At 56.8% G+C, this 22,559-nt stretch carries 22 protein-coding genes; 9 read left to right on the forward strand and 13 right to left on the reverse strand.

What is annotated here, in order from left to right; all coding sequences use genetic code 11:
* Positions 1-133: 133 nt before the first annotated feature.
* The gene (locus AC0TOY_RS15365; protein ID WP_473722069.1) at positions 134-1,825 is read left to right on the forward strand and encodes a methyl-accepting chemotaxis protein; all 1,692 of its coding nucleotides are present in this window, start codon (positions 134-136) and stop codon (positions 1,823-1,825) included.
* 116 nt (positions 1,826-1,941) lie between these two features.
* Here AC0TOY_RS15365 and AC0TOY_RS15370 read toward each other — a convergent pair whose 3' ends face one another.
* The 4 genes from AC0TOY_RS15370 to AC0TOY_RS15385 all read right to left on the reverse strand — a co-directional run bounded on the left by AC0TOY_RS15370 (position 1,942) and on the right by AC0TOY_RS15385 (position 7,023).
* Complete coding sequence (locus tag AC0TOY_RS15370; protein WP_473722070.1) at positions 1,942-4,323, reverse strand: glucose/quinate/shikimate family membrane-bound PQQ-dependent dehydrogenase; 2,382 nt, start codon at positions 4,321-4,323, stop codon at positions 1,942-1,944.
* A 256-nt stretch (positions 4,324-4,579) separates the two neighbouring features.
* Entirely contained in the window at positions 4,580-5,503 is a 924-nt protein-coding gene (locus AC0TOY_RS15375) for a LysR substrate-binding domain-containing protein (RefSeq protein ID WP_024908406.1), read from the reverse strand.
* Between the two features lie 181 nt (positions 5,504-5,684).
* Positions 5,685-6,569, reverse strand: a complete 885-nt coding sequence (locus tag AC0TOY_RS15380) for an SDR family oxidoreductase (protein ID WP_048991107.1) — start codon at positions 6,567-6,569, stop codon at positions 5,685-5,687.
* Between the two features lie 64 nt (positions 6,570-6,633).
* On the reverse strand, positions 6,634-7,023 hold the full coding sequence (locus AC0TOY_RS15385) for a YdeI family stress tolerance OB fold protein (RefSeq protein WP_024908408.1): 390 nt from the start codon (positions 7,021-7,023) through the stop codon (positions 6,634-6,636).
* Positions 7,024-7,161: 138 nt separating this feature from the next.
* Between AC0TOY_RS15385 and AC0TOY_RS15390 the strand changes: the two genes are divergently transcribed.
* Genes AC0TOY_RS15390 through AC0TOY_RS15405 form a run of 4 tightly spaced genes read left to right on the forward strand, consistent with a single transcriptional unit; the run spans position 7,162 to position 9,655 of the window.
* The gene (locus AC0TOY_RS15390; RefSeq protein WP_248272053.1) at positions 7,162-7,665 is read left to right on the forward strand and encodes a hypothetical protein; all 504 of its coding nucleotides are present in this window, start codon (positions 7,162-7,164) and stop codon (positions 7,663-7,665) included.
* Between the two features lie 9 nt (positions 7,666-7,674).
* Positions 7,675-8,121, forward strand: coding sequence for a DUF421 domain-containing protein (locus tag AC0TOY_RS15395; protein ID WP_248272052.1), 447 nt, complete (start codon positions 7,675-7,677; stop codon positions 8,119-8,121).
* Between the two features lie 11 nt (positions 8,122-8,132).
* Positions 8,133-8,651 (forward strand): 2-oxo-tetronate isomerase, encoded by a 519-nt coding sequence (locus tag AC0TOY_RS15400; RefSeq protein WP_032647124.1) that lies wholly within the window; start codon positions 8,133-8,135, stop codon positions 8,649-8,651.
* 17 nt (positions 8,652-8,668) lie between these two features.
* On the forward strand, positions 8,669-9,655 hold the full coding sequence (locus tag AC0TOY_RS15405; protein WP_473722071.1) for an SDR family oxidoreductase: 987 nt from the start codon (positions 8,669-8,671) through the stop codon (positions 9,653-9,655).
* Here the strand turns inward: AC0TOY_RS15405 and AC0TOY_RS15410 are convergent, their stop codons facing one another.
* The 8 genes from AC0TOY_RS15410 to AC0TOY_RS15445 all read right to left on the reverse strand — a co-directional run bounded on the left by AC0TOY_RS15410 (position 9,656) and on the right by AC0TOY_RS15445 (position 16,193).
* Positions 9,656-11,281, reverse strand: coding sequence for an alpha-amylase family protein (locus AC0TOY_RS15410; protein WP_473722072.1), 1,626 nt, complete (start codon positions 11,279-11,281; stop codon positions 9,656-9,658).
* 8 nt (positions 11,282-11,289) lie between these two features.
* Positions 11,290-12,300: a cytochrome d ubiquinol oxidase subunit II gene (gene cydB / locus AC0TOY_RS15415; RefSeq protein ID WP_048030525.1), complete on the reverse strand. Its 1,011-nt coding sequence runs from the start codon at positions 12,298-12,300 to the stop codon at positions 11,290-11,292.
* Positions 12,300-13,703 carry a cytochrome ubiquinol oxidase subunit I gene (locus AC0TOY_RS15420; RefSeq protein ID WP_045910508.1) on the reverse strand — a complete coding sequence of 468 codons (1,404 nt, stop codon included), beginning with the start codon at positions 13,701-13,703 and terminating at the stop codon, positions 12,300-12,302. Before AC0TOY_RS15420 ends, cydB begins: the two co-directional genes overlap by 1 nt.
* A 67-nt stretch (positions 13,704-13,770) precedes the next feature.
* Entirely contained in the window at positions 13,771-14,643 is an 873-nt protein-coding gene (locus AC0TOY_RS15425) for a manganese catalase family protein (RefSeq protein WP_008502274.1), read from the reverse strand.
* Positions 14,644-14,660: 17 nt separating this feature from the next.
* Complete coding sequence (locus AC0TOY_RS15430; RefSeq protein WP_473722073.1) at positions 14,661-15,167, reverse strand: ferritin-like domain-containing protein; 507 nt, start codon at positions 15,165-15,167, stop codon at positions 14,661-14,663.
* A gap of 24 nt (positions 15,168-15,191) precedes the next feature.
* A complete protein-coding gene (locus AC0TOY_RS15435; protein ID WP_013096662.1) occupies positions 15,192-15,395 on the reverse strand; it encodes a hypothetical protein in 204 nt (67 codons plus the stop codon).
* A 23-nt stretch (positions 15,396-15,418) separates the two neighbouring features.
* Positions 15,419-15,913 (reverse strand): YciE/YciF ferroxidase family protein, encoded by a 495-nt coding sequence (locus AC0TOY_RS15440; RefSeq protein WP_023311678.1) that lies wholly within the window; start codon positions 15,911-15,913, stop codon positions 15,419-15,421.
* Between the two features lie 94 nt (positions 15,914-16,007).
* Complete coding sequence (locus AC0TOY_RS15445; RefSeq protein ID WP_004150795.1) at positions 16,008-16,193, reverse strand: con-10 family general stress protein; 186 nt, start codon at positions 16,191-16,193, stop codon at positions 16,008-16,010.
* A 519-nt stretch (positions 16,194-16,712) separates the two neighbouring features.
* Here AC0TOY_RS15445 and hglS point away from each other — a divergent pair.
* Positions 16,713-18,056: a 2-oxoadipate dioxygenase/decarboxylase HglS gene (hglS, locus tag AC0TOY_RS15450; RefSeq protein ID WP_473722074.1), complete on the forward strand. Its 1,344-nt coding sequence runs from the start codon at positions 16,713-16,715 to the stop codon at positions 18,054-18,056.
* A 43-nt stretch (positions 18,057-18,099) separates the two neighbouring features.
* Complete coding sequence (locus tag AC0TOY_RS15455; RefSeq protein ID WP_473722075.1) at positions 18,100-19,605, forward strand: carboxylesterase/lipase family protein; 1,506 nt, start codon at positions 18,100-18,102, stop codon at positions 19,603-19,605.
* On the opposite strand, the gene AC0TOY_RS15460 is transcribed toward AC0TOY_RS15455, so the two are convergent.
* The gene (locus tag AC0TOY_RS15460) at positions 19,592-20,434 is read right to left on the reverse strand and encodes a LysR family transcriptional regulator (RefSeq protein ID WP_248164509.1); all 843 of its coding nucleotides are present in this window, start codon (positions 20,432-20,434) and stop codon (positions 19,592-19,594) included. The two genes, AC0TOY_RS15455 and AC0TOY_RS15460, sit on opposite strands and share 14 nt — an antisense overlap.
* Positions 20,435-20,548: 114 nt before the next feature.
* On the opposite strand from AC0TOY_RS15460, the gene AC0TOY_RS15465 reads away from it, so the two are divergent.
* Together AC0TOY_RS15465 and AC0TOY_RS15470 are read left to right on the forward strand one after the other, a co-directional pair.
* A complete protein-coding gene (locus tag AC0TOY_RS15465) occupies positions 20,549-21,718 on the forward strand; it encodes a pyridoxal phosphate-dependent aminotransferase (RefSeq protein ID WP_248272048.1) in 1,170 nt (389 codons plus the stop codon).
* A 10-nt stretch (positions 21,719-21,728) separates the two neighbouring features.
* Positions 21,729-22,502 (forward strand): transporter substrate-binding domain-containing protein, encoded by a 774-nt coding sequence (locus AC0TOY_RS15470; RefSeq protein ID WP_021242531.1) that lies wholly within the window; start codon positions 21,729-21,731, stop codon positions 22,500-22,502.
* The last annotated feature ends 57 nt before the right edge of the window (positions 22,503-22,559 follow it).

Raw genomic sequence — 22,559 nt, forward strand, 5'->3', positions numbered from 1 at the left:
GGCATTTCTTTAATAATCTTCTCTAAAGTGTGACCAGTGCGGCGTTTTTAGCCGTAATCTTAATCTGTGCCGTGCCGATGACTATTTAACAGGCGTGTTTTTACGCATCTTACCTACAAGAGAGTCGACGGTCATGGACAACACTACTTCGATGCTGGCGCAGCGCAAGCTGAGCTTCTTGCATCACATCAGGCTGGTTCCGCTGTTTTCCTCCATTCTCGGTGGCATTATTCTTCTCTTTGCCTTGAGCTCGGGTCTGGCGGGTTATTTCCTGCTGCAGGCCGATAACGATCAGCAGGATGTCACAGCTGAAATTCAGGTGCGTATGGGGCTGTCGAACAGCTCAAACCATCTTCGAACCGCGCGTATCAATCTGATCCACGCCGGTGCGGCAAGCCGTATCGCGGAGATGGACGCCATGAAGCAGAACATCAGCGAGGCGGAAACGCGCATTAAGCAGTCCCAGGAGAGCTTTACCGCCTACATGAATCGTGCCGTGCGCACCGCCGAGGGCGCAGCGCTGGACGCGGATCTCAAGGCGCGTTACGACGCCTATATCGCTGGCATGCAGCCGATGGTGAAATTCGCCAAAAACGGCATGTTCGAAGCGATCATCAATCACGAAAACGAAACGGCGCGTCCGCTGGATGACGCTTATAACGCCGTACTGCTGAAGGCGATTAAGATCCGTACCGACCGTGCCAATGCGCTGACGGCGCAGGCGCACAGCCGCACGCAGCTGGGCCTGATGTTTATGGTGGGCGCGTTTGCGCTGGCGCTGGTGCTGACGGCGATGACCTTTGTCGTGCTGCGCCGCACGGTAATCAATCCGCTGCAGCGGGCAGCGAAACGTATCGAGAATATCGCTAAGGGCGACCTGACGATGCCGGACGACGTGGCGGGGCGCAGCGAAATTGGTCGCCTGACGCGCGATCTGCAAACCATGCAGCACTCGCTTGAAAACACCGTGGGCACCGTACGTCAGGGGGCGGAGGAAATCTACCGTGGCACCAGCGAAATTTCAGCCGGTAACACCGATCTCTCTTCCCGCACCGAGCAGCAGGCTGCCGCCATCGAGCAAACCGCCGCGAGCATGGAACAGCTGACCGCGACGGTGAAGCAGAACGCCGATAACGCCCATCATGCCAGCAAGCTGGCGGAAGATGCTTCTGGCAAAGCGACCCGCGGCGGCCAGATGGTCTCCGGCGTGGTGAAAACCATGGGCAATATCTCCAGCAGCTCGAAGAAGATCTCTGAAATCACCGCCGTGATTAACAGCATTGCCTTCCAGACCAATATCCTGGCGCTTAACGCGGCGGTAGAAGCGGCCCGTGCGGGTGAACAAGGGCGCGGATTTGCCGTGGTGGCAAGTGAAGTGCGCACCCTGGCAAGCCGCAGTGCGAACGCCGCAAAAGAGATCGAAAGCCTGATTAACGAATCGGTATCGCTGATTGACCAGGGCTCCGGCGAGGTTGTGGCCGCCGGTAACACCATGAATGAGATTGTCGACGCGGTGAAACGCGTTACCGACATCATGCTGGAGATCGCCGCGGCGTCCGATGAGCAGAGCCGCGGTATTGTGCAGGTGAGCCAGGCGATTTCTGAGATGGATAAAGTGACCCAGCAGAACGCCTCGCTGGTGGAAGAAGCCTCCGCGGCGGCGGCGTCTCTGGAAGAACAGGGCGCGCGTCTGACCGAGGCGGTTGGCGCGTTTCGGTTGAGCAGCGCAAAGCAGAGCCGCGTGGTGACGGCTGCACCGGTGGCGCAGAACGTACCGTTGCGCCCGGCGGCGACGGTTTCCGTGGATAACTGGGAGACGTTCTGAGTGGCGTGTTGCGTCGGGTGGCGGCTTCGCCTTACCCGACCTACGTATAACGGTAGGCCCGGTAAGCGTAGCGCCACCGGGCAAAAAAAGGGACCTTTCGGTCCCTTTTTCACATCTTATTTCTTATCAGGTAGTGCGTACGCGATAACGTAATCACCGCGGTCCGGCGACTGACGGGCGCCACCGGCGTTAATGATGATGTACTGCTTACCGGTTTTCGGGGACACGTAGGTCATCGGGCCGGATTGGCTGCCAACCGGCAGGCGATCTTTCCAGATCTCTTTCCCGGTGGCGGTATCAAACGCGCGCAGGTAGAAATCCTGGGTACCGGCAAAGAACAGCAGACCGGACTGGGTAGAGAGCGACGCGCCCAGGGTCGGCATACCGATTGGGATTGGCATGTGCATGCGAATGCCCAGCGGGCCGGTATCTTCCACCGTACCGACAGGAACCTGCCACACCAGCTTGCCGGTTTTCAGGTCAACGGCTGACATGGTGCCAAACGGCGGCTTCTGGCACGGAATGCCCAGCGGTGACAGGAAGCGTTCACGCATCGCGCCGAACGGCGTGCCGTCCATGGGAACAATCCCCATCTCGATACCGCTGGCATTTTTCGCCACGTTCGCGCGCGGCACCATATAGTTCGCCAGACCCAGGCGCATATCGTTGACGAACATCAGGCTGTTGTTCGGGTCAACGGAGACGCTGCCCCAGTTCATCCCGCCGAGTGAGCCAGGGAACTGCAGGGAACGATCGAGACCAGGCGGGGTAAAGACGCCCTGATGACGCATCTCTTTAAACTGAATGCGGCACAGCAGCAGGTCGACTGGCGTCGCGCCCCACATGTCGGACTCGGTGAGAGTCTGGTTGCCAATCATCGGCATGCCTACGGAGTACGGCTGGGTTGGGGAGTAGCGTTCACCTTCAACGTTGCCCGCCGGGACAGGGCGTTCCTCTACCTTCGCCACCGGCTTGCCGGTTTCGCGGTTAAGCATGAAGATCATGCCCTGCTTGCTGGTCTGCACCAGCACCGGCGTGGTGCCGCCCTTACCGTCAGGCAGGTCGTACAGCAGCGGCTGGGAAGGCAGATCGAAGTCCCAGAGATCGTGGTGGGTGGTCTGGAAATGCCAGCGGACCTGACCGGTGGCCGCGTCGACGGCGACGATGGAGGAACTGTACTTATCGTCCAGCGCGGTACGCTCGCCTGCCCAGAAGTCTGGCGTGGCGTTGCCGGTTGGCAGGTAGATCAGGTTCAGTTTGGCGTCGTAAGACATCGCAGACCAGACGTTCGGCGTACCACGGGTGTAGGTCTGGCCTTCCGGCGGCAGGCCGGTCAGGTTCGGATTACCCGGATCCCACGCCCAGGCCAGCTTACCGGTATGAACGTCGTAGGCGCGCACCACGCCCGGCGGTTCGCCGGTAGAGTAGTTATCCGCGACGCGACCGCCGACGACAACAACGTTCCCGGCAACCAGCGGCGTGGAGGTCTGCTGATAATACCCGGGCTTGATCTCGCCCATGCCAACGCTAAGATCCACGGTGCCATGGTCGCCAAAGTCTTCGCAGACCTTGCCGTTATCCGCGTTGATGGCAATCAGACGGGCATCGGTGGTGGGCAGGAACAGGCGGCGAGGGCATGCTGCTGGTGATGTCCCGGTCTGTGACGCCGTCACGTTTGCATTATCTTCAAAGTAGCCCAGACCGCGGCAGCGCTGCCAGTTCGGTGCGGTGGCTTTGGAATCATAACGCCATTTTTCTTTACCGGAATCCACGTCCAGCGCCAGCACTTTACTGTATGGGGTACAGACATACAGCGTGTCGCCAATCTGCAGAGGCGTGTTCTGATCTTCCGCGCCCGAGCCGTTGCTCTGCGGAATATCGCCGGTGTGCGCAACCCACGCGACCTTCAGCGAGCTGACGTTTTGCTTGTTAATCTGGTCCAGCGCGGCGAAACGGTCGCCGTGGGTGGTGTTGCCCCAGTGCTCCCAGTTCTTTTGCTGCTCGCCGGGTGCGACGGGTTTCACCGGCACGGGTTCGTTCGCTGCCACGAGGGTTTGCGGCTTAAACATCCAGCCCAGGCTGACCAGCATGGCCAGCGCGAGCACGGCCGCGACGCCAAAAGCGGGCGCCTTGTTCGCGGCGCTGCGGTTCGCAGCACGCAGGAAAGGCCAGACGATGGCGCAGAGGAAGGCCAGAACGGCAAAGGTAAACAGGCGAGAGAACAGCGGCCAGAAATCCCAGCCCGCATCGCTTACCGCCCAAAACAGCGAGGCAATAAATGCGATGCTGTAAAGCACGATCCCGCTGGTGTGGTTGAGGAAAATCAGGATCGCGGCAATCACCATCACCACGCCCATGATCAGGAAGTATCCACTTCCGCCTACGGTGGCGAGCTTAAAGCCCAACCCGCCGACCGCCAGACCGATGAGCATCATCAGTCCGGCAAGAAGCCACTGCAGAATACGAGGTATCCCGCGCGGCGCGCTGCCAAATGCCATGTCTTTCTCCTTTCGATCCCCCGCAGCGTCGGGTATGTACCAGTTGGGTAATAATTGCGGGAGGAATAATGATTAATACGAGTGAATTCGGTTTTATAAAATGATTTGCGAACCATTTGGTGAATTCACCGTTATGATAAAACTGTTAAATTGTTTTACGCAATTGTTAATGAATTATTCCGCATTAATTGATTAACGCACGGGCTAGTCCCCTCTCCCTAAGGGGAGAGGGTTAGGGTGAGGGGTGAAAAAGGTGTTATACCGGCATTGATTTACGGATAGCGCTCAGCAGCGTCTGTGCGCCCGTGGAAAGGGGGGTATCCACCCGGGTCAAAATGCCGATGGGTTCGCCGGCACCTGGGGAGGTAATCGGCAGGGCGATCAGAGTTCCCTGGCGTAAATCATCTTTTACCGCGCCGGAGGGAACGAACCAGACGTAGTCATAATCCAGGGTGAGCTGGCGTGAAAGCGAGGCCGACAGCGTTTCGATACACCCTGAAGGGAGCGTACATCCCTGCATCTGCAGCAAGGATTCGGCGGTCTGGCGGGGGACGGTCCCTTTCGGGCATACCACTACCGGCCACTCCATAACGCGGCTTAGCGTCACCGTGTCCTGCAGCAGGGGATGATTGGGACGAACCACCAGCTTCAGGGACTCCAGGAATAACAGTTCGTAATTGAGACCGCCCATCAGTTCTGGGTCGGACATGCGACCGATACCGATATCCAGCTCGCCCGATTTCAGCCCCGCGAGCAGCATGGTGTTATTCATGGTGGCAACCTGAATTGTGGTATGCCGCTGCTGCTTGTGGAACTGGCCGATAACCGGCGGAAGAATACCCAGCGCTGCGGTAGGCAAGGCGCCCACGCGTACCACCTCACTGGATTGCGCTTCTTTTCGATGCAGGGACTGGCCCGCGGTATTGAGCGCATCCAGCACTTTTACGGCGTGCGTAAGGAACTGTTCGCCCACGATGGTAAGCTGTGCGCCCAGCCGCCCGCGGTCAAAAAGACGGGCACCGGTCAGCTGTTCCAGCTCGTTGAGGGTTTTCGAGAGCGCAGGCTGGCTCAGGTTAAGAGTTTCAGCCGCACGCCCCAGCGTTCCCTGTTGAGCGACGGCTACAAATGTATGCAAATGGCGCAAGCGTATGCGCTGACTGAACAGACCATTTTTTTCCATAGGCGATGTTAAAAACAGAGCGATGCGGGTGACAAGTTAAGTTGTTTAATTTTGATAACCTGATAGCAAAATATTTTTAACATTTGATCTGTTTGAGTTACAACATGTTTTTCGGCAGGGGAATAAGAGTGAACGTCCTTGTTCATTTATTGCTCTTTACTGAGGAGGAAGGGTTAAGCGGTTAGATCACGCCGTCACCGCCGTCAGAACACCACACCTGGCCGGACGTAAATGAACATTCATCCGAGGCCAGCGTGACGTACAGCGGGGCAATCTCGACGGGCTGACCCGGACGCCCCAGCGGTGTATCTCCGCCAAACTCCTTCACTTTTTCCATCGGCTGCCCGCCGCTGGACTGCAGTACCGTCCAGTAAGGCCCAGGGGCAACCGCGTTGACGCGAATGCCTTTTGGACCCAGCTGTTTGGCTAAGGATTTGGTAAATACCGCCAGACAGGCTTTCGTCTGGGCGTAGTCCAGCAAAACGGGGCTGGGCTTCACCGCCTGAACGGAGGAGGTATTAATGATAACGGAGGAGGCTTTCAGGTGGCGCAGGGCCGCTTTGGTGATCCAGAAAGGGGCATAGACGTTGGTTTTAAACGTCGCGTCAAAATCCTCGGTGGTCAGGTCTTCAAGCGATTCACGGAACTGCTGACGCCCCGCGTTATTGACCAGAATGTCCAGCCCGCCCAGTTTCGACACGGCTTCTTCGACCAGATTCTGACAGAAGGTTTCGTCCCGGACATCCCCAGGCAGCGCGACGGCCTTGCGACCTTCCGCTTCGATCAGGTCGATGACCTCAGAGGCATCTTTTTCTTCTTCAGGCAGATAGTTGATGGCAACGTCAGCACCTTCACGGGCATAGGCGATAGCGACCGCGCGACCAATACCGGAGTCTCCGCCGGTAATCAGCGCTTTTTTGCCGGCAAGGCGGCCATGTCCTTTATAGCTTTTTTCCCCGTGGTCGGGTACAGGCTGCATTTCGGATGCCAGTCCCGGCGGCGTTTGCGGCTGTTCCGGGAACGGGGGCTGCGGGTAAGCGTTCGTACGTTGTTTTGTATCACTCATAGCTGACTCCTTAAGCCAAGGGGTGAGATTTGATGGATAACTGCAGCGTTAACGCTTCGCTGAATTATTTCTGCAAACGATCAACACGGACGACGGCAGGAGATGATTTTTTATCAAGCGAACCGTTGATACTGATCATCTGGTCGGGTTTTACCGTTCTGCCGTCGAAAACTGCCTGGGGAATAATAACGTCGATTTTTCCGGTTTTATCCTGAAATACAAACTTATCGCCGCTACCATCAATAAGATTACCGCGTAATGAAATTGTCGCACCGTCGTGCATTTGTTTTGCCTGATCGATGGTCATAATACGCGCATCGTCGGTTCCGCGATATCCGCTATCAAGCGCGTGCGGTGGCGGCGGGGCTTCACCTTTTTGTAACCCGCCGTTATTATCAGCCCATGCGGTTGGAACCAGAAATATCAATAAAGCGGAAATAAGTGATAATTTCATCCGATATCCTTCATTTTGGGTGTCTTGACTTATTAAGTATTGTTGCTATTCCTTTATGTGGCAAATGTGATAAGTCCTAAAAACATTCGCGTGAAAAATCAAACTTATCGGATAATAAGCGAAACGGTGACGATGACCATGAAGCGTGAAAATGAAAAGTTACCTGGGATAGATGAGCGTTATCGTTTGCTGACGTTTGAATACGCGTTTCGTCAGGTCGGTTTTATTGTTCTGTTGGCTATTATCGTCGCGGCGATTGCCGGTCTGTTTTCCAGTGGAATGGTCAGCGACACGGTCAAAATGAATTCCGCTAAATCACTGACCATAAACTATGAACGCTTTGGACGGCGGGAGACAGAAACGCGAATGGAGCTGGCGTTCCCGGTGCAGACAGAGGGAAAGTATGTCCTCAGCATGACCAGCGAGAGCAGCGAGGTTTACGAGCCTGGCAGCGTCTGGCCGCAGCCTGACAGCATGTTCAGCCGAGGGAAGACCCTCTATTTTGTCTATAACAATCTGAAAAAGTCAGACAGCTTCACTGTGTTACTCTTCACGACACCTTCCAGAGCCGGTAAATGGAACACAGTCATCCGCGTCAACAGCGAGCCGGAGATTAACATCTGGCAATTCATTTACCCGTAGGAGGCTGATATGGATATGGTCTTTCGCGCGCTGGCGATTTATCTGTTCCTCATGGTGGTATTTAAAGTGGCCGGACGTCGCGCGCTGTTGCAGATGACCAGCTTTGATCTCATTCTGCTCCTGATAATTAGTGAAGCTACTCAGCAGGCGCTTCTCGGACAAGATTTCTCCGTCACCGGCGCGATGATTACCATTACCACGCTGGTGGTGGTAGATATTATATTCGGACTGATGAAGAAATATTTTTCCCCGGTTGAGAATATTCTGGATGGGACTCCCGTGATTCTGGTTGAGAAAGGCGTGCCGTTAGCCGACAAACTGAAAAAAGTGGATGTCTCCTGCGATGATATTCTGGTGTCAGCCCGGCAAAATAATGGCATTACAGAAATAAGTGATATTAAATATGCCATACTTGAACGCAATGGACATATTTCGATCATTCCTTTCGAGAAATAAGAGGCGGAAAGATGAGCAATCTTTTTCACGACAACAATTATACCGTGGGTGAACTAACAAAAAAGCTGGCAAGCAAATTAACCGATCTCGGACTTCGCTTAACCACAGCGGAATCCTGCACGGGCGGCAAGCTCTCGGTGGCGCTTTGCGCAGAGGAAAACACCGCCGAATTTTATGACGTCGGCCTGGTCGTGTTCAGCGATGAAGCCAAGACGCGGATCCTCGGCGTGCGCCCTGAAACGCTCGCGCGCTATACCGCCGTCAGTGAACAGACGGTTACCGAGATGGCTGCCAGTATTCGCGACATCGCCCAGGCGGATATCAGCATCGCCATCAGCGGCTACGCAGGCCCGGAAGGGGGCGACGACGGCACGGCGGCGGGGACGGTCTGTTTTGCGTGGAACATCCGCGGCGAGACGAAGACTCGCACCGTGCTTTTCTCCGGTGACTGTCAGGACGTGGTGGAAAAAGCGGTGCATTTCTCGCTGGCCGAGCTGCTGGCAGCATTGTCGGACGGGCATAACGGTTGATTTCACGTGGAGGTTCTATGGCGGTCATAGTGATTACCGGTGGGACGGCGGGTGTAGGAAAAGCCACGGCGCTGCACTTTGCAAAGGTAGGTTACGATGTCGGGCTCATCGCCCGCGATGAGGCAAGCCTGCACTCCACCCAGGAAGAGTTGCGCCGCTTCGGCGTGAATGCGCACGCCGTGCAGGCTGACGTCGCCGACAGTCAGGCGATGGTGGATGCGGCTAACGAAATTGAGTATCGCCTCGGCGCAATTGATGTCTGGGTGAACAACGCCATGGGGGCCGTGCTGGCACCGTTTCGCACCCTTACGCCGGACGAGTTTCGTCGCGTGACTGAGGTGACGTACCTCGGCTACGTGAACGGCACCCGCGCCGCTCTCGAACTGATGATTCCGCGCGACAGGGGCGTGATTATCCAGGTGGGGTCCGCGCTGGCCTACCGTTCCATTCCATTGCAGTCAGCCTATTGTGGTGCCAAAGCGGCGATCCGCGGGTTTACCGATGCGGTGCGTACGGAACTGATGCATGAGAACAGCCGGGTTCAGCTTTCGATGGTGCAGATGCCGGGGCTCAATACTCCGCAGTTCGAATGGGCGAGGAACAAGTTCGCCTGGGCGATGCGGCCGGTGCCGCCGGTCTTTGAGCCTGAGGTGGCCGCCAGCGCTATCTTCAGGGTGGCGCAAAAACCGGTTCGCGAGCTGTGGGTAGGCAGCAGCACCATTCAGTCGATTGTCGGGCAGTTTCTCTTCCCGGGTTTTCTGGACCGGCTGATGGTCAGGAAAGCCTGGGAAGGCCAGATGACCGACGACCTCAATGCGCCGGATCGCCGGGACTACCTCGACCAGCCGGTTAACGATCTGCATAAAATCCATGGCCGCTTTACCGACGAGGCGAAAACCCGCGCGCCGTCCGTTACCTCCGGCATGCCGGGTAAAGTGGCGCTGGGCGCCCTCGCGGTGGCAGGGATAGTGCTGACGCGTCTGATAACCCGCCGGAAACCGTAATCAGCGCAGCGCGCTACGGTGCGTCCAGAACCAGCGATAGCCGTAGCCGCCAAGGCTGAGCTCAACGGTTTTGCCGCAAATCAGCGCGTCATCGTAGCGCTTGTCCTCGAGACAGGCGGTCCAGGTGGCGTTGCGGATCCCTTTTGCCGTGAACTGCACCGGCTGGTCGCTAAAGTTGACGAAGGTCAGGATGCTGCGCTCGTCGGTCTCGTAATAGATCCCCAGCACTGCGGCATTATCGATTGTGATAAGTCGAAAAGGCGCAACGGCAATTTCGGGGAACTCCGAGCGGGTATTGGCAATATCGATTATCCGGTGCAGGAGCGAGTTGTGGTGAAGGAGCGAATCGGCGACGTTGACTTTCTGATAGCGGTAAGGGCCATGGTCGATAATCGGGGCGATAAATTTTTCAGGGTCGGCCGCGGAGAAACCGCCCCCTTGTGACCCCGCCCACTGCATCGGGGTGCGAACGGCGTAGCGCTCCTCCAGCTCCAGGTCGTCACCCATACCTATCTCGTCGCCGTAGCGCATCACCGGGACACCCGGCAGGGAAAACAGCACCGCGTGACAGAACGCCAGCCGCTTCCGATCGCCATTAAGCATCGGCGCCAGGCGGCGGCGGATCCCGCGCTGATAGACGTTCATCTCCTCATCAGGGGCGAAGGTATCGAGTACAAACTGTTTGTCTTTCTGGCTGAGGCCTTCCAGATCCAGTTCGTCGTGATTGCGCAGCCAGTTGGCAAAACAGCAGGCGTCAGGCGGGACGATCATCTTCTTCACCGCGTTGCGCAGCGGGCGGGCGCTTTTGCGGGCCAGGCTGACGTAGAAATACTTGTTGAGCCAGAAATTCAGCACCAGATTCAGGCGGTCATTATTGCCAAAGTAGTCCTGATAGGCCTCTACCTCGACGTCCACTTCACCCAGCAGGATCGCCTCCGGATTATGCTCCTCAATAAGACGGCGCATATGCTCGAGGATCCACAGACCCTTTTTTTCATCACCATTTCCCGCCTGCGTGGTCAGGTGGGAGGCGGCATCCAGGCGGAACCCCGACACGCCCAGCTTGAGCCAGAAGAGGATGATGTTCTCAATCTCTTTCAGCACCGCGGGAGAGGTCAGGTTCAGGTCCGGTTCGTGGCGATAGAACATGTGCCGGTAGTATTGTCCCGCCTCGTCATCCCAGCTCCAGATGCTCTCCTCCACGCCGGGAAACATCGGGGGCGTATCGTCCTCGTCAGTATCTGACCAGAGGTAGTAATCCCGGTAGGGTGACGCCGGGTTACGGCGGGCCTGCTGGAACCAGGGGTTCGCGTCGGAGGTGTGCTGGATCAGCAGCTCAATAATGACCTGCATGCCCAGCTCGCGGGCCTGTTCGATAAGGGCAATGATATCGGCCAGCTTTCCGAAGCGAGGGTCCACCTGGAGATGGTCGCTGACGTCATAGCCTTCATCGAGAAAGGGGGTTAGGTAAAACGGGGTGATCCAGATAACCGTCGCCCCCATCCGGCGAATGTAGCGCAGCTTGGCCGCTATCCCGGCGATGTCTCCGCAGCCATCGCCGTTCAAATCATAAAAGAGTGCGGTATCAATCTGGTAAATAATGGCCCGTGTATGCCAGTCCGTCATAGCGTTCCTCAGTGATAGCCTTCAGTATCCGAGACCTTGCCCCGGAAAACGTAGTAGCTCCAGGCGGTGTACACCAGGATCACCGGAATAATCAGTAACGTCCCAACCAGCATAAACAGCTGGCTGGCAGGCGGGGCTGCGGCCTCCCACAGGGTGATGCGCGGCGGAATAATGTTTGGCCAGAGGCTGATGCCCAGCCCGCTAAACCCGAGGAAAATCAGCCCCAGCGTCAGCAGGAAAGGGCGAGAGTGGCTGTCCGGATTGCGGGTCAGGCGCCAGATCAGCACGCTGAAGATACCGACCAGCAGAGGAACCGGCAGGAACCAGAAGAAGTTGGGCAGGGTAAACCAGCGGTCGGCGACGTACTGCCAGCCGAGCGGCGTCCAGACGCTGACTACCGCGATAACCACCATCAGCGCCAGCAGCACGTGGCGGGTCAGCTCGCGCATGCGTTGTTGCAGCGCGCCTTCGCTTTTCATAATGAGCCAGGTGGTGCCCAGCAGCGTGTAGGCGACGACCAGACCGATGCCGCAGAAGAGGTTGAAAGGCGTGAGCCAGTCCAGCGCAGAGCCGACAAAGCGTCGGCCCTCCACGTCAAAGCCGTTGATCACCGCCCCCACCACCACGCCCTGGCTAAAGGTGGCGAGCAGGGAGCCGCCGGCAAAGGAGTAGTCCCAGAACCGGCGGTGTGAGGGTGTGGCTTTGAAGCGGAACTCAAAGGCGACGCCGCGAAAAATGAGACCGATCAGCATCGCGGTGAGGGGGATCGTCAGCGCATCAATAATGACCGCGTAGGCCAGCGGAAACGCGCCGAACAGCCCCGCACCGCCGAGCACCAGCCAGGTCTCGTTGCCGTCCCAGACGGGCGCTACGCTGTTGACCATCACATCGCGCTCTTTCGCATCGCCCACGAAGTTAAACAGCAGGCCAATGCCCAGATCGAAGCCATCCATAATGATGTACATCAGCGTGGCAAACACGATAATGGCAAACCAAATCACTGAGATATCGACGCCCATCAGATTCTCTCCTCTTCCGGAACAGACTCAGCGGCAGACAGCGGACGGGCAGGCGTGCCCGAGGTGTTTGACGTCAGCGTATCGACGGGCTGAGGTCCTTTCTTAATCAGCCGGATGAGATAAACATAGCCCACGCCAAACACGGATGAGTAGACAACGAAGAACGCCAGCAGGCTGATGCTCATCTGTAGGGTGCTATGCAGCGATACCGCGTCGATGGTGCGCAGGTAACCATAGACGACCCATGGCTGACGTCCCACTTCGGTGGTCACCCATCCGGCGAGCAGCGCCAGCAGGCCGGCAGGCCCCATGCAGAGGGCAAACCACTGGAACGGACGCGAGTGGTAAAGTCGATGGCGATAGCGTAGCCAGAGGCTGACAAGACCGAGGGTAATCATCAGCAGTCCCATCCCGACCATCACGCGGAACGACCAGAAAACGATGGTCGAGTTTGGCCGATCCTCTTTCGGAAAGTCTTTCAGCGCCGGGACCTGCTTGTCCAGACTGTGCGTAAGAATCAGGCTGCCGAGCGCGGGGATCTCCAGGCCGTATTTGGTGCGCTCTTCCTCCATATCCGGCAGACCAAACAGCAGCAGCGGGGTGGCCTCGCCGGGGGGATTTTCCCAGTGGCCCTCAATGGCGGCAATTTTTGCCGGCTGATGTTCAAGCGTGTTCAGGCCGTGCATATCGCCCACCACCGCCTGAATGGGTGCGACCAGCAGCGCCATCCACATCGCCATGGAAAACATGGTGCGGACGGCAGGCGTATCGTTACCGCGCAGCAGATGCCATGCCCCCGATGCCCCGACAAATAGCGCGCTGCTGAGAAACGCGGCGATAGCCATATGAATAAGACGGTAAGGGAAGGAGGGGTTAAAGACGATGGCCAGCCAGTCCTGCGGGATCACCTGGCCGTTCTCGATAGTAAAACCCTGTGGCGTGTGCATCCAGCTGTTGGAGGCGAGGATCCAGAAGGTCGACATCAGCGTGCCGAGCGCCACCATGCAGGTCGAAAAGAAGTGCAGCCCGGGGCCGACTTTGTTCCAGCCGAACATCATGACGCCAAGGAATCCGGCCTCCAGGAAGAAGGCGGTTAAGACCTCATAGGTCAGGAGTGGGCCGGTAATACTGCCCGCGAACTGCGAGAACCCGCTCCAGTTGGTGCCAAACTGGTACGCCATCACCAGCCCGGAAACGACGCCCATGCCGAAGTTAACGGCAAATATCTTGAGCCAGAAATGGTATAGCGATCGCCAGACGTCGTTTTTGGTGCGCAACCACATGCCCTCCAGCACCACCAGATAGCTGGCAAGGCCGATGGTGATCGCGGGAAACAGGATGTGGAACGAGACGGTAAAAGCGAACTGAATTCTGGCCAGATGAAATGCATCGAGTTCGAACATGGTCCGTACCTCTGAGACGATGGGGCACGCGAATTGCCGGGCAGTTCAGGCCTGCCCGGCAAACCGATTACGGTTTAGTCTTACCGGCACCCAGCTCGGCACCGGTCAGCGGGTCGGAATGTGGATCGGATTTCGTGCGGGCAGACATCGCCTTGACCAGGGTTGCCTGCTCGGTTGTGAGCGTGACGCTGGCACTGCCATCGCCGCCATCCACCGCAGGCTGGGGGGACTCAACGTAATCGAAGTGTTTATCGCTGTTCCAGCTTCCGCGAACCTCTCCACCTTCAGACATATTGTAGTACTTGTTGGTGAATTCCTCGATTGGCGGCAGTTTCCCCGGCGGGAAATTATTACGGATGGACTGCAGAGCCTTCTCAAAGGAGAGCTGATGCGCCGCCTCACGCGTCATCAGAAACGCCAGCGCGTCCTTTACGCCGGGATCGTCGGTCACGTTGATCAGCCGTTCATAGATGATTTTCGCTCTGGCCTCGGCCGCCACGTTTGAGCGCAGGTCCGCCGTCGGCTCCCCGATGGTATCGACGTAGGCCGCGGTCCAGGGTACGCCCGCAGAGTTAGTGAGCGGGGTACCGCCGCCGTAGAGCAGGGAGGTGATGTGGCTGTCATTCCCGTTTTCGGTCATGGAGCGATACAGCTCGGCCTCATTTTCGACCCCTTCCGCCAGCGCGCCTTTGGCACCTTTATTCAGCATGCCGACCAGGGTACCGATGATTTCGAGGTGGCTTAACTCCTCGGTCGCGATATCCATCAGCATATCCTTGCGGCCCGGATCGTCATCGCTCAACCCTTGCGTAAAGTAGCGGCAGGCGGCGGCCAGTTCACCCTGCGGTCCGCCAAACTGTTCCAGTAAAAGGTTGGCAAGGCCGGGGTTGGGTTCGGCGACGCGAACCGTGTATTGCAGCTGTTTGACGTGTCGAAACATAGGCACTCTCCTGTGGATTATTTTTTCGCTTCGACACCCGATGCGCCTGAGCGCAGCAGGAACTGTTCCGTCGTTTGCGGGATATGGCGAATCAGCCAGTCGGCCATTTCGCGCTCTTCTGCGAGGATCGTCTCAATAGCGGGTATCGAAGCGGTGTCCCCGGCTTTTTTGGCCGCTGCCAGCAGGGAGGTATAGCAGGCGATTTCAAACTGTTCGAAAACATATCCGCTGATCGAGCCCTTCACGATTTCGTCTGAAGGGAACATGCCGCCGATGGATTGCCCCAGCGCCGCCATTTTGCTCATCGAGTCTTTTAAGACCGAACGAGAAATATCATTACGGTCGAGGATTTCCTCCAGCAATGTGATTTGCCGTTTTGTCTCATTAATATGCTGTTCAATTCTGGCGCGAACATCAGGATAATTATCGATACGGCTGGCCATGGATTCCAGCATAGATTCGGCTTGCTTTTCCATCGCATGGGCATCGCGTAGCCAGTCATGGTAGTGTTCTACGTGATTCATCATTGTATCCTCATTAGGGTTCGCTTATTTGGTCTCACTTTCAGCAGCCTGATCGGCACGCGCGGCACTGTAGCCAGATAAATGGCCGACAATATTGGCGTAAATACTGATGATGATGACCCACAGCACGCTGTTCTTCCACCATATTACGGAAGGGATGGCGAGAATGAACCATATTATGGCTGCCGTTAAATGGCACCGTTTAATTGTCCTGGGACTGATGCTCATTTTATTTAACCTGTATTATTGCGTCATTTCTGCGCTTTTTGGTTAATATTTCCAACGGCCAGGTCGGTGAGTTTAAGGTCGGTCTCTTTTTCTTCTTCCAGGGTTTCGGCAAGAAGTTTAACGGCTTTTTTATAGCCCAGTTGTTCTGCTAATGTGGCAAGGGTACCGTAGCTGGCTATTTCGTAATGCTCAACTTTTTGTGCCGCGGCAATTAATGCGGCATCACGCACCTCATTTTTTTCCGTGCTCTCGATAACTTCGTTGGCTTCTTCAATTAAGCCTTCCATCGCCACGCACTTCATGCGTTTGATCTTAATACCGTCTTCCTGCTCGACGATCTGGTCAATACGTTCGATCTGGCCCTGCGTCTCTTCCAGGTGTGCGGTAAAGGCGGCGCTCAGCTTCTCGCTGGATGCGGCGCGGGCGAGCTTGCTCAGCGCGCGGGTAAGCTGCTTTTCTGCGCTGTAGGTATCCGACAGAAGATGAATAAATACATCCTCAACACTTTTCATATTCATAATAATTACGCTCCGGTAAAATAAAGAAAGGGTACTGCGAGCTTTTCAGCCCGCAGCATGCTCTCTGGTTTTATTAAAAGAGTACTAAATAAGATCAGGAGTTATCAGACTTACGGCCTCCGCCGTGACTGTTCTGTCCCCCTTTCTTACCCGCTTCAGATGCGCGTTGCGGATCGTTTTTAAAATTACCACCGCTGTGCTGGCCACCTTTACGTCCAGCTTCTGATGCTTTTTCACGGTCTTCAGCGAAATTACCGGAACCACCACGATGCTCTGCCATATTAAACCTCATATTCATATATTGGTTATGTCAGTACGATACGAAAATATTTCCGTATCACTCGTCGTTCGAGTAATAACTCTAGTCGCTGTGCGTCATCCGTCAAATGCGTTTTGCTATTTGCGGTTGCGTTATTTTTAAGTATTTGTAAATTTGCGCTTCGCTTAAAATGGAAATATGGATAGGCAGGAAGGACTTGTAAACAACCATTCGGATTAATCCTAACTTCGAGCTAAAAATTTGAAAGGTGAGGATAAAAATAATGGCGTGCTCAAATTGATTAATTTGCAGTCAGGAGAAAAAGAAAAAATACTCCTTTATAGCTAGAAAGCGGAACCCTAAATAATTATAAGGAAAATCCTGGATAAAAGCGTTCAGGTCGAAAGGGCGGTTCCGTTCGGTGGCCAGTAGCACACGGTTTGACCACTGTCGTCTTAAGATCACAAATCAGAAATTCTTCCCCCCGGAAGGAACGGGTTTCTCTACACTCCAGGTAATATTCACTGGAGGCATGACATCATGGCGAACACCATCACGGCTGATGACATTCGAGAACACTTTTCGCAGGCTATGTCGGCGATGTACCAGCAGGAAGTTCCGCAGTACGGCACCTTGCTCGAACTGGTTGCGGACGTAAACCTGGCGGTTCTGGAAAATAATCCACTATTACATGAGCAACTCGCTAACGCCGATGAGCTTGCGCGCCTGAACGTTGAGCGTCACGGGGCGATCCGCGTCGGCACGGCACAGGAACTTTCAACCCTGCGTCGTATGTTTGCCATTATGGGGATGTACCCGGTCAGCTATTACGATCTCTCTCAGGCGGGGGTACCGGTCCACTCAACGGCGTTTCGCCCGATCGATGATGCGGCGCTGTGTCGAAATCCGTTTCGTATCTTTACCTCGCTGCTGCGTCTTGAGCTGATTGAAAACGTCGCGCTGCGCGAACGTGCCGCAGAGATCCTCTCTCACCGGAACATCTTTAGCCCCCGCTGTCTGGAACTGATCGACCTCCACGAGTCGGAAGGGCACTTTACTGACGCACAGGCCCACGAGTTTGTACAGGAAGCGTTGGAAACCTTCCGCTGGCACCGCCATGCGACGGTCGATCAGGAGACCTATCTGGCCCTGAGCAACGAGCATCGCCTGATTGCCGACGTGGTCTGCTTCCCGGGCTGCCATATTAACCACCTCACGCCGCGCACGCTGGATATTGACCGGGTGCAGGAGCTGATGCCGAAGTACGGTATCGAGCCAAAAATTCTGATTGAAGGCCCGCCGCGTCGCGAGGTGCCCGTCTTACTGCGTCAAACCAGCTTTAAGGCACTGGAAGAGCCGGTGCTGTTTGCCGGGGAACATAAGGGCACCCACACCGCGCGCTTCGGTGAGATTGAGCAGCGCGGCGTGGCGCTGACGCCGAAAGGCCGGGAACTGTACGATAGCCTTCTCGCCCAGGCCGGTACCGGCAAAGATAACCTCACGCACCAGCTGCATTTGCGGGAGATCTTTGGCGCTTTCCCGGACAGCGAGCTGTTAATGCGCCGTCAGGAGCTGGCGTATTTCCGCTACCGTCTGACGCCTGCGGGTGAAGCGCATCGCCACGCGTTCCGGCCGGGAGACGATCCGCAGCCGCTGATTGAGCGCGGATGGGTGGTTGCCCAGCCGATCACCTACGAAGATTTCCTCCCGGTCAGCGCTGCGGGGATTTTCCAGTCCAATCTCGGGAATGAAACCCAGGCCCGCAGCCACGGTAACGCCAGCCGCGATGAGTTTGAAGACGCGCTGGGCTGTCCGGTGTATGACGAGTTTGCGCTCTATCAGGAGGCTGAAACCCGCAGCAAACAGCGTTGCGGTTTGCTCTGAAATCGTTACTCTGCTGGGGTGTGATGGAAAAAATAAGGTCGTTATGCAAAATCCTTCCGCCCCTGTGGTTGAAACGCGCCAGGGCGCACTCTCTGGTTTAACCGATGAAAATGTCCACGTCTGGTGCGGTATTCCCTACGCCGCACCGCCCGTGGGGGAGTGGCGCTGGCGCTCTCCTCGGCCGCCTGAACGCTGGGATGGCCTGCGCGAGGCTACGGCTTTCTCGCTCTCAAGCTGGCAAAGCAGCGAATATTGTCAGGAGCTGGGCGGCGGCGATCCGGGCCAGTTTTCCGAAGATTGTCTCTACCTTAACGTCTGGTCCCCCAAAGAGCGCACCGGGGCGCTTCCGGTTATGGTCTGGCTGCACGGGGGCGGGTTTACGATTGGTGCCGGAGGCCTGCCGCCGTATAACGGCAAAGCGCTGGCCACGCGCGGCGTGGTTGTCGTGACGATCAACTACCGTCTCGGTCATCTCGGCTTTTTCGCCCATCCCGCGCTGGAAGGCGAGGAAGGACGCGTGGTGCATAATTTTGCCCTGCTGGATCAAATCGCCGCCCTCGAATGGGTGCGGGAGAACATCGCCGGGTTTGGTGGCGACCCAGACAATGTGACCCTGTTTGGCGAATCCGCCGGCGCGCGCAGCGTGCTCTCTCTGCTGGCCTCGCCGCTGGCAGCAGGATTATTCCATAAGGCGATAGTGCAAAGCGGATACACCTTGCCGGACACGCCGCGTGAACAGGCGCTGCAAAAAGGGGAAGCGCTGGCCGCCCATTTTGGCCTGGAAAAGGCGACTGCTGACCAGCTGCGTGCCATTCCGCCTGAGGCGTTCTGGCCGCTCACCGCGCCGCTGAACGTCGCCCCGGCGCCCATCGTCGGGGACTGCGTTCTGCCCGAAGCGATGCTGGACGTCTTTTTCGCTGCCCGCCAGCATCCCGTGCCGGTGATGATTGGCTCCAACAGCGATGAAGCCAGCGTGATGGCGGTGTTTGGCATCGATCTCGCCGAACAAATTCAGAAGCTTCGCCGGGAGCGTCGCTTCGGGCTGGGGCTGATTAAGCTGCTCTATCCGGGCGTGAAAGGCGATGAAGAGTTGGGCAGACAGGTGTGCCGCGACATGGCATTTACCACGATGGGCTATGTGGTGATGCAGGCTCAGCAGCGCGTGGGTGGATTGTGCTGGCGTTACTGGTTTGACTATGTCGCCGAGGCGGAACATGGCACGTATATCAACGGCGCCTGGCACGGCAACGAAGTGCCCTACGTCTTCGATACCCTCGGCCAGGTGGAGCCTTCACGCCAGTATGTCAACGAACGGGATCTGCAGTTTGCAGCCCAGGTGGCGGATTACTGGGTGAGCTTCGCGCGATACGCAGGGCTTCGCGACACCCTGCCCGGGCCGACGCACTGGCCCGCGTGTCGCAAAGGGCGGGACGTTCTGTTACGCATTGGTGTGAATAAACATGCAGCTTTCAGGCTTGAAAACCGCTTTATGCGCGCCCGCATGAGCCTCTTCAAACGGGTGATGAAGCACCACGTCAGCCTCGATTAAGCAAACAGGCGCGAAACGCCGCCAGTCCATTTTCTTCGCCTGGCGTTTCGCGCAGCACCAGCCGGTAGCTTGCGCCGGTTTTTATGCTGGTTTCATAGGGCCGTAGCAGCCTTCCCGCGCGGACATCTTCTTCCACCAGCGTTTCGTCGGCGATGGCAACGCCCAGCCCCTGAATGGCGGCCGTAATGGCGAGATCCATCGTGTCGAAGTGTTGATGTTTGTGCATGACAAAGCCCGGACCTTCCTGTTTCGTCAGCCACAGCGACCAGTCTGTCTTATCCCTTGTGGGGTGCAGGAACGTCAGCGATCCCAGCGCTGCTCCTGCCCGCACCGGGCTTATCACCGGGGTTAGCGCCTCTTCGAACAGCAGATCGCCTGCGCTCATGTGCGTGCCGAACACGATGGCCGCGTCGTAAGATTCGGTTTTGAAATTGACGTTGTGATCGGTGGTGGTGGTCAGCGCAATTTGCAGATCCGGATGCTCGCGCTCCACCTCCAGCAGGCGCGGCACCAGCCAGCGCATGGCGCAGGTGGGGGCCTTGAGCCGGATCACGGTGTGCTGGCTGCGGGCCTGGTCGGCCACGGACAGCAGCTGCTCGAAAGCGGACTGCAGCTCCGGAAGCAGAGCGCTGCCCTGCGGTGAGAGGCGCAGCCCGCGCGCGTGGCGTTCAAAAAGCGGAAAACCAAACCACGCCTCAAGGGAGGCAATCTTGCGGCTCACGGCCCCCTGCGTCAGACACAGTTCTGCGGCGGCATGGGTCAGATTCAGGTGACGCGCGGTGACTAAAAATGCGTCGATGGCGTTAAGCGGGAGCGAACGGCGCGACATGGAAAATCCTCAGCTATGCATTTTTCTCATGGCTATTATGACAACAATTCGATTGTCCCGACAGCACAGATGTTGTTTGAATAGTTATGCAATGTCCATGAGAAGGGAAAGAGGATGACTTTACGAACGCCTGTGCAAACGCGCTCCAAACTGCCCGATGTGGGCACCACCATTTTTACCGTTATCGGCCAGCTCTCGGCGCAGCATAACGCGATTAACCTTTCTCAGGGCGCACCGAATTTTTCCTGCGACCCGAAGCTGATTGCGGGCGTCACCCGCGCAATGGAGGCGGGGCATAACCAGTATGCGTCAATGACCGGCCTGCAGCCGCTAAAAGAACGTATTGCCGATAAAATTGCCACGCTCTACGGCACGCGGTATGACCCTGCCAGCGAGGTGCTGGTGACCGCCAGCGCCAGCGAAGGGCTCTATTCGGCAATAAGCGGGCTGGTGCATCCGGGTGATGAGGTGATCTACTTTGAACCGTCATTTGACAGCTACGCGCCGATTGTCCGTCTGCAGGGGGCAACGCCGATTGCCATCAAGCTCACCGTGCCGGATTTTGCCGTCAACTGGGATGAGGTTCGCGCCGCGATCACCCCGCGCACGCGCATGATTATCATCAATACGCCGCACAACCCGAGCGGTCAGGTCTTCTCCGCCAGTGACCTGCAGCAGCTGGCGGCCCTGACGCGCAATACCGACATCATTATTTTGTCTGACGAAGTGTACGAACACGTCGTTTTTGATGGTGAACCGCACCACGGGATGGCCACGCACCCGCAGCTGGCGGAGCGTAGCGTGATTATTTCCTCTTTCGGAAAAACCTATCACGTCACCGGGTGGCGCGTGGGTTACTGTGTTGCACCGGCGGTGCTGATGGACGAGATTTGTAAAGTCCATCAATTTTTAATGTTTTCTGCCGATACGCCAATGCAGCACGCGTTTGCTGAGCATATGGTCGATCCGCAAACCTGGCTTGCGCTGTCGGCGTTTTACCAGCGCAAGCGCGATCTGCTGCACAGCCTGCTGGCCGATTCGCCGTTTACGCTGCTGCCGAGCGCCGGATCGTTCTTCATGCTGGCGGACTACAGCCAGTTCAGCGACGAGCGCGACAGCGAGCTGGTGAAACGGCTGATCGTCGAGTACGGTGTTGCTACCATTCCGCTGTCGGCGTTTTATGCGGACGGTACGGATAATAAATTGATTCGTCTCTCTTTTGCGAAAGATGAGGCGACGTTACGGGCAGGTGCCCAGGCCCTGTGTCGGGTTAAACCACGCTAAGGAGTTTGAGATGAAATTACGCGCGCTAGTTGTCGGCATGGGATTGCTGTGTACCTTTTCCTCCTTCGCGGCGTCCGAGCTGCGTTACGGTCTGGAAGCAGAGTATCCGCCGTTTGAAAGCCGCAATGCGGCAGGCGAGCTGGAAGGGTTTGACGTTGAGCTGGGGAATGCCATCTGCAAAGCGGCAGCGCTGAAGTGCAGCTGGGTGGAAACCTCGTTTGATGCGCTGATCCCGGGGCTGGTGGCGAAGAAATTCGACGCCATCAACTCGGCGATGAACATTACCGAGCAGCGCCGCAAGAGCATTGATTTTACCCAGCCAATCTACCGTATTCCGTCACAGCTGGTCGGCAAGGCCGGTACGGCAGTTGAGGCGACGCCTGAAGGGCTGAAGGGCAAAACCATCGGCGTGCTGCAGGGCTCCATTCAGGAAACCTATGCCAAAGAGCACTGGGAAAAGCAGGGTGTCACCGTGGTGTCTTATAAAGATCAGAATATGGCCTGGGGCGATCTGCTGAATGGCCGTATCGACGCCTCGCTGGTCATGTCCGCGGCCGGGCAGGCAGGTTTCCTCAGCAAGCCGCAGGGGAAAGGGTTTGGCTTCATCGGCAAACCGGTGTCTGACGACACTATCCTCGGCAGTGGGATCGGTTTTGGGTTGCGTAAGGGTGACGAGGCTACCAAAAAGCAGCTTGATGCCGCAATTGATAAAGTACGTGCCGACGGCACTATCGCTAAACTCGCTGATAAGTACTTCCCGGGTATCGATGTCAGCGTAAAATAACCTCCTCATTGGCCCCGGCGAACGATGTCGCGCCGGGGCATTTTTATACACATTTTC

This window comes from Enterobacter sp. PL_is379, assembly GCF_055817355.1.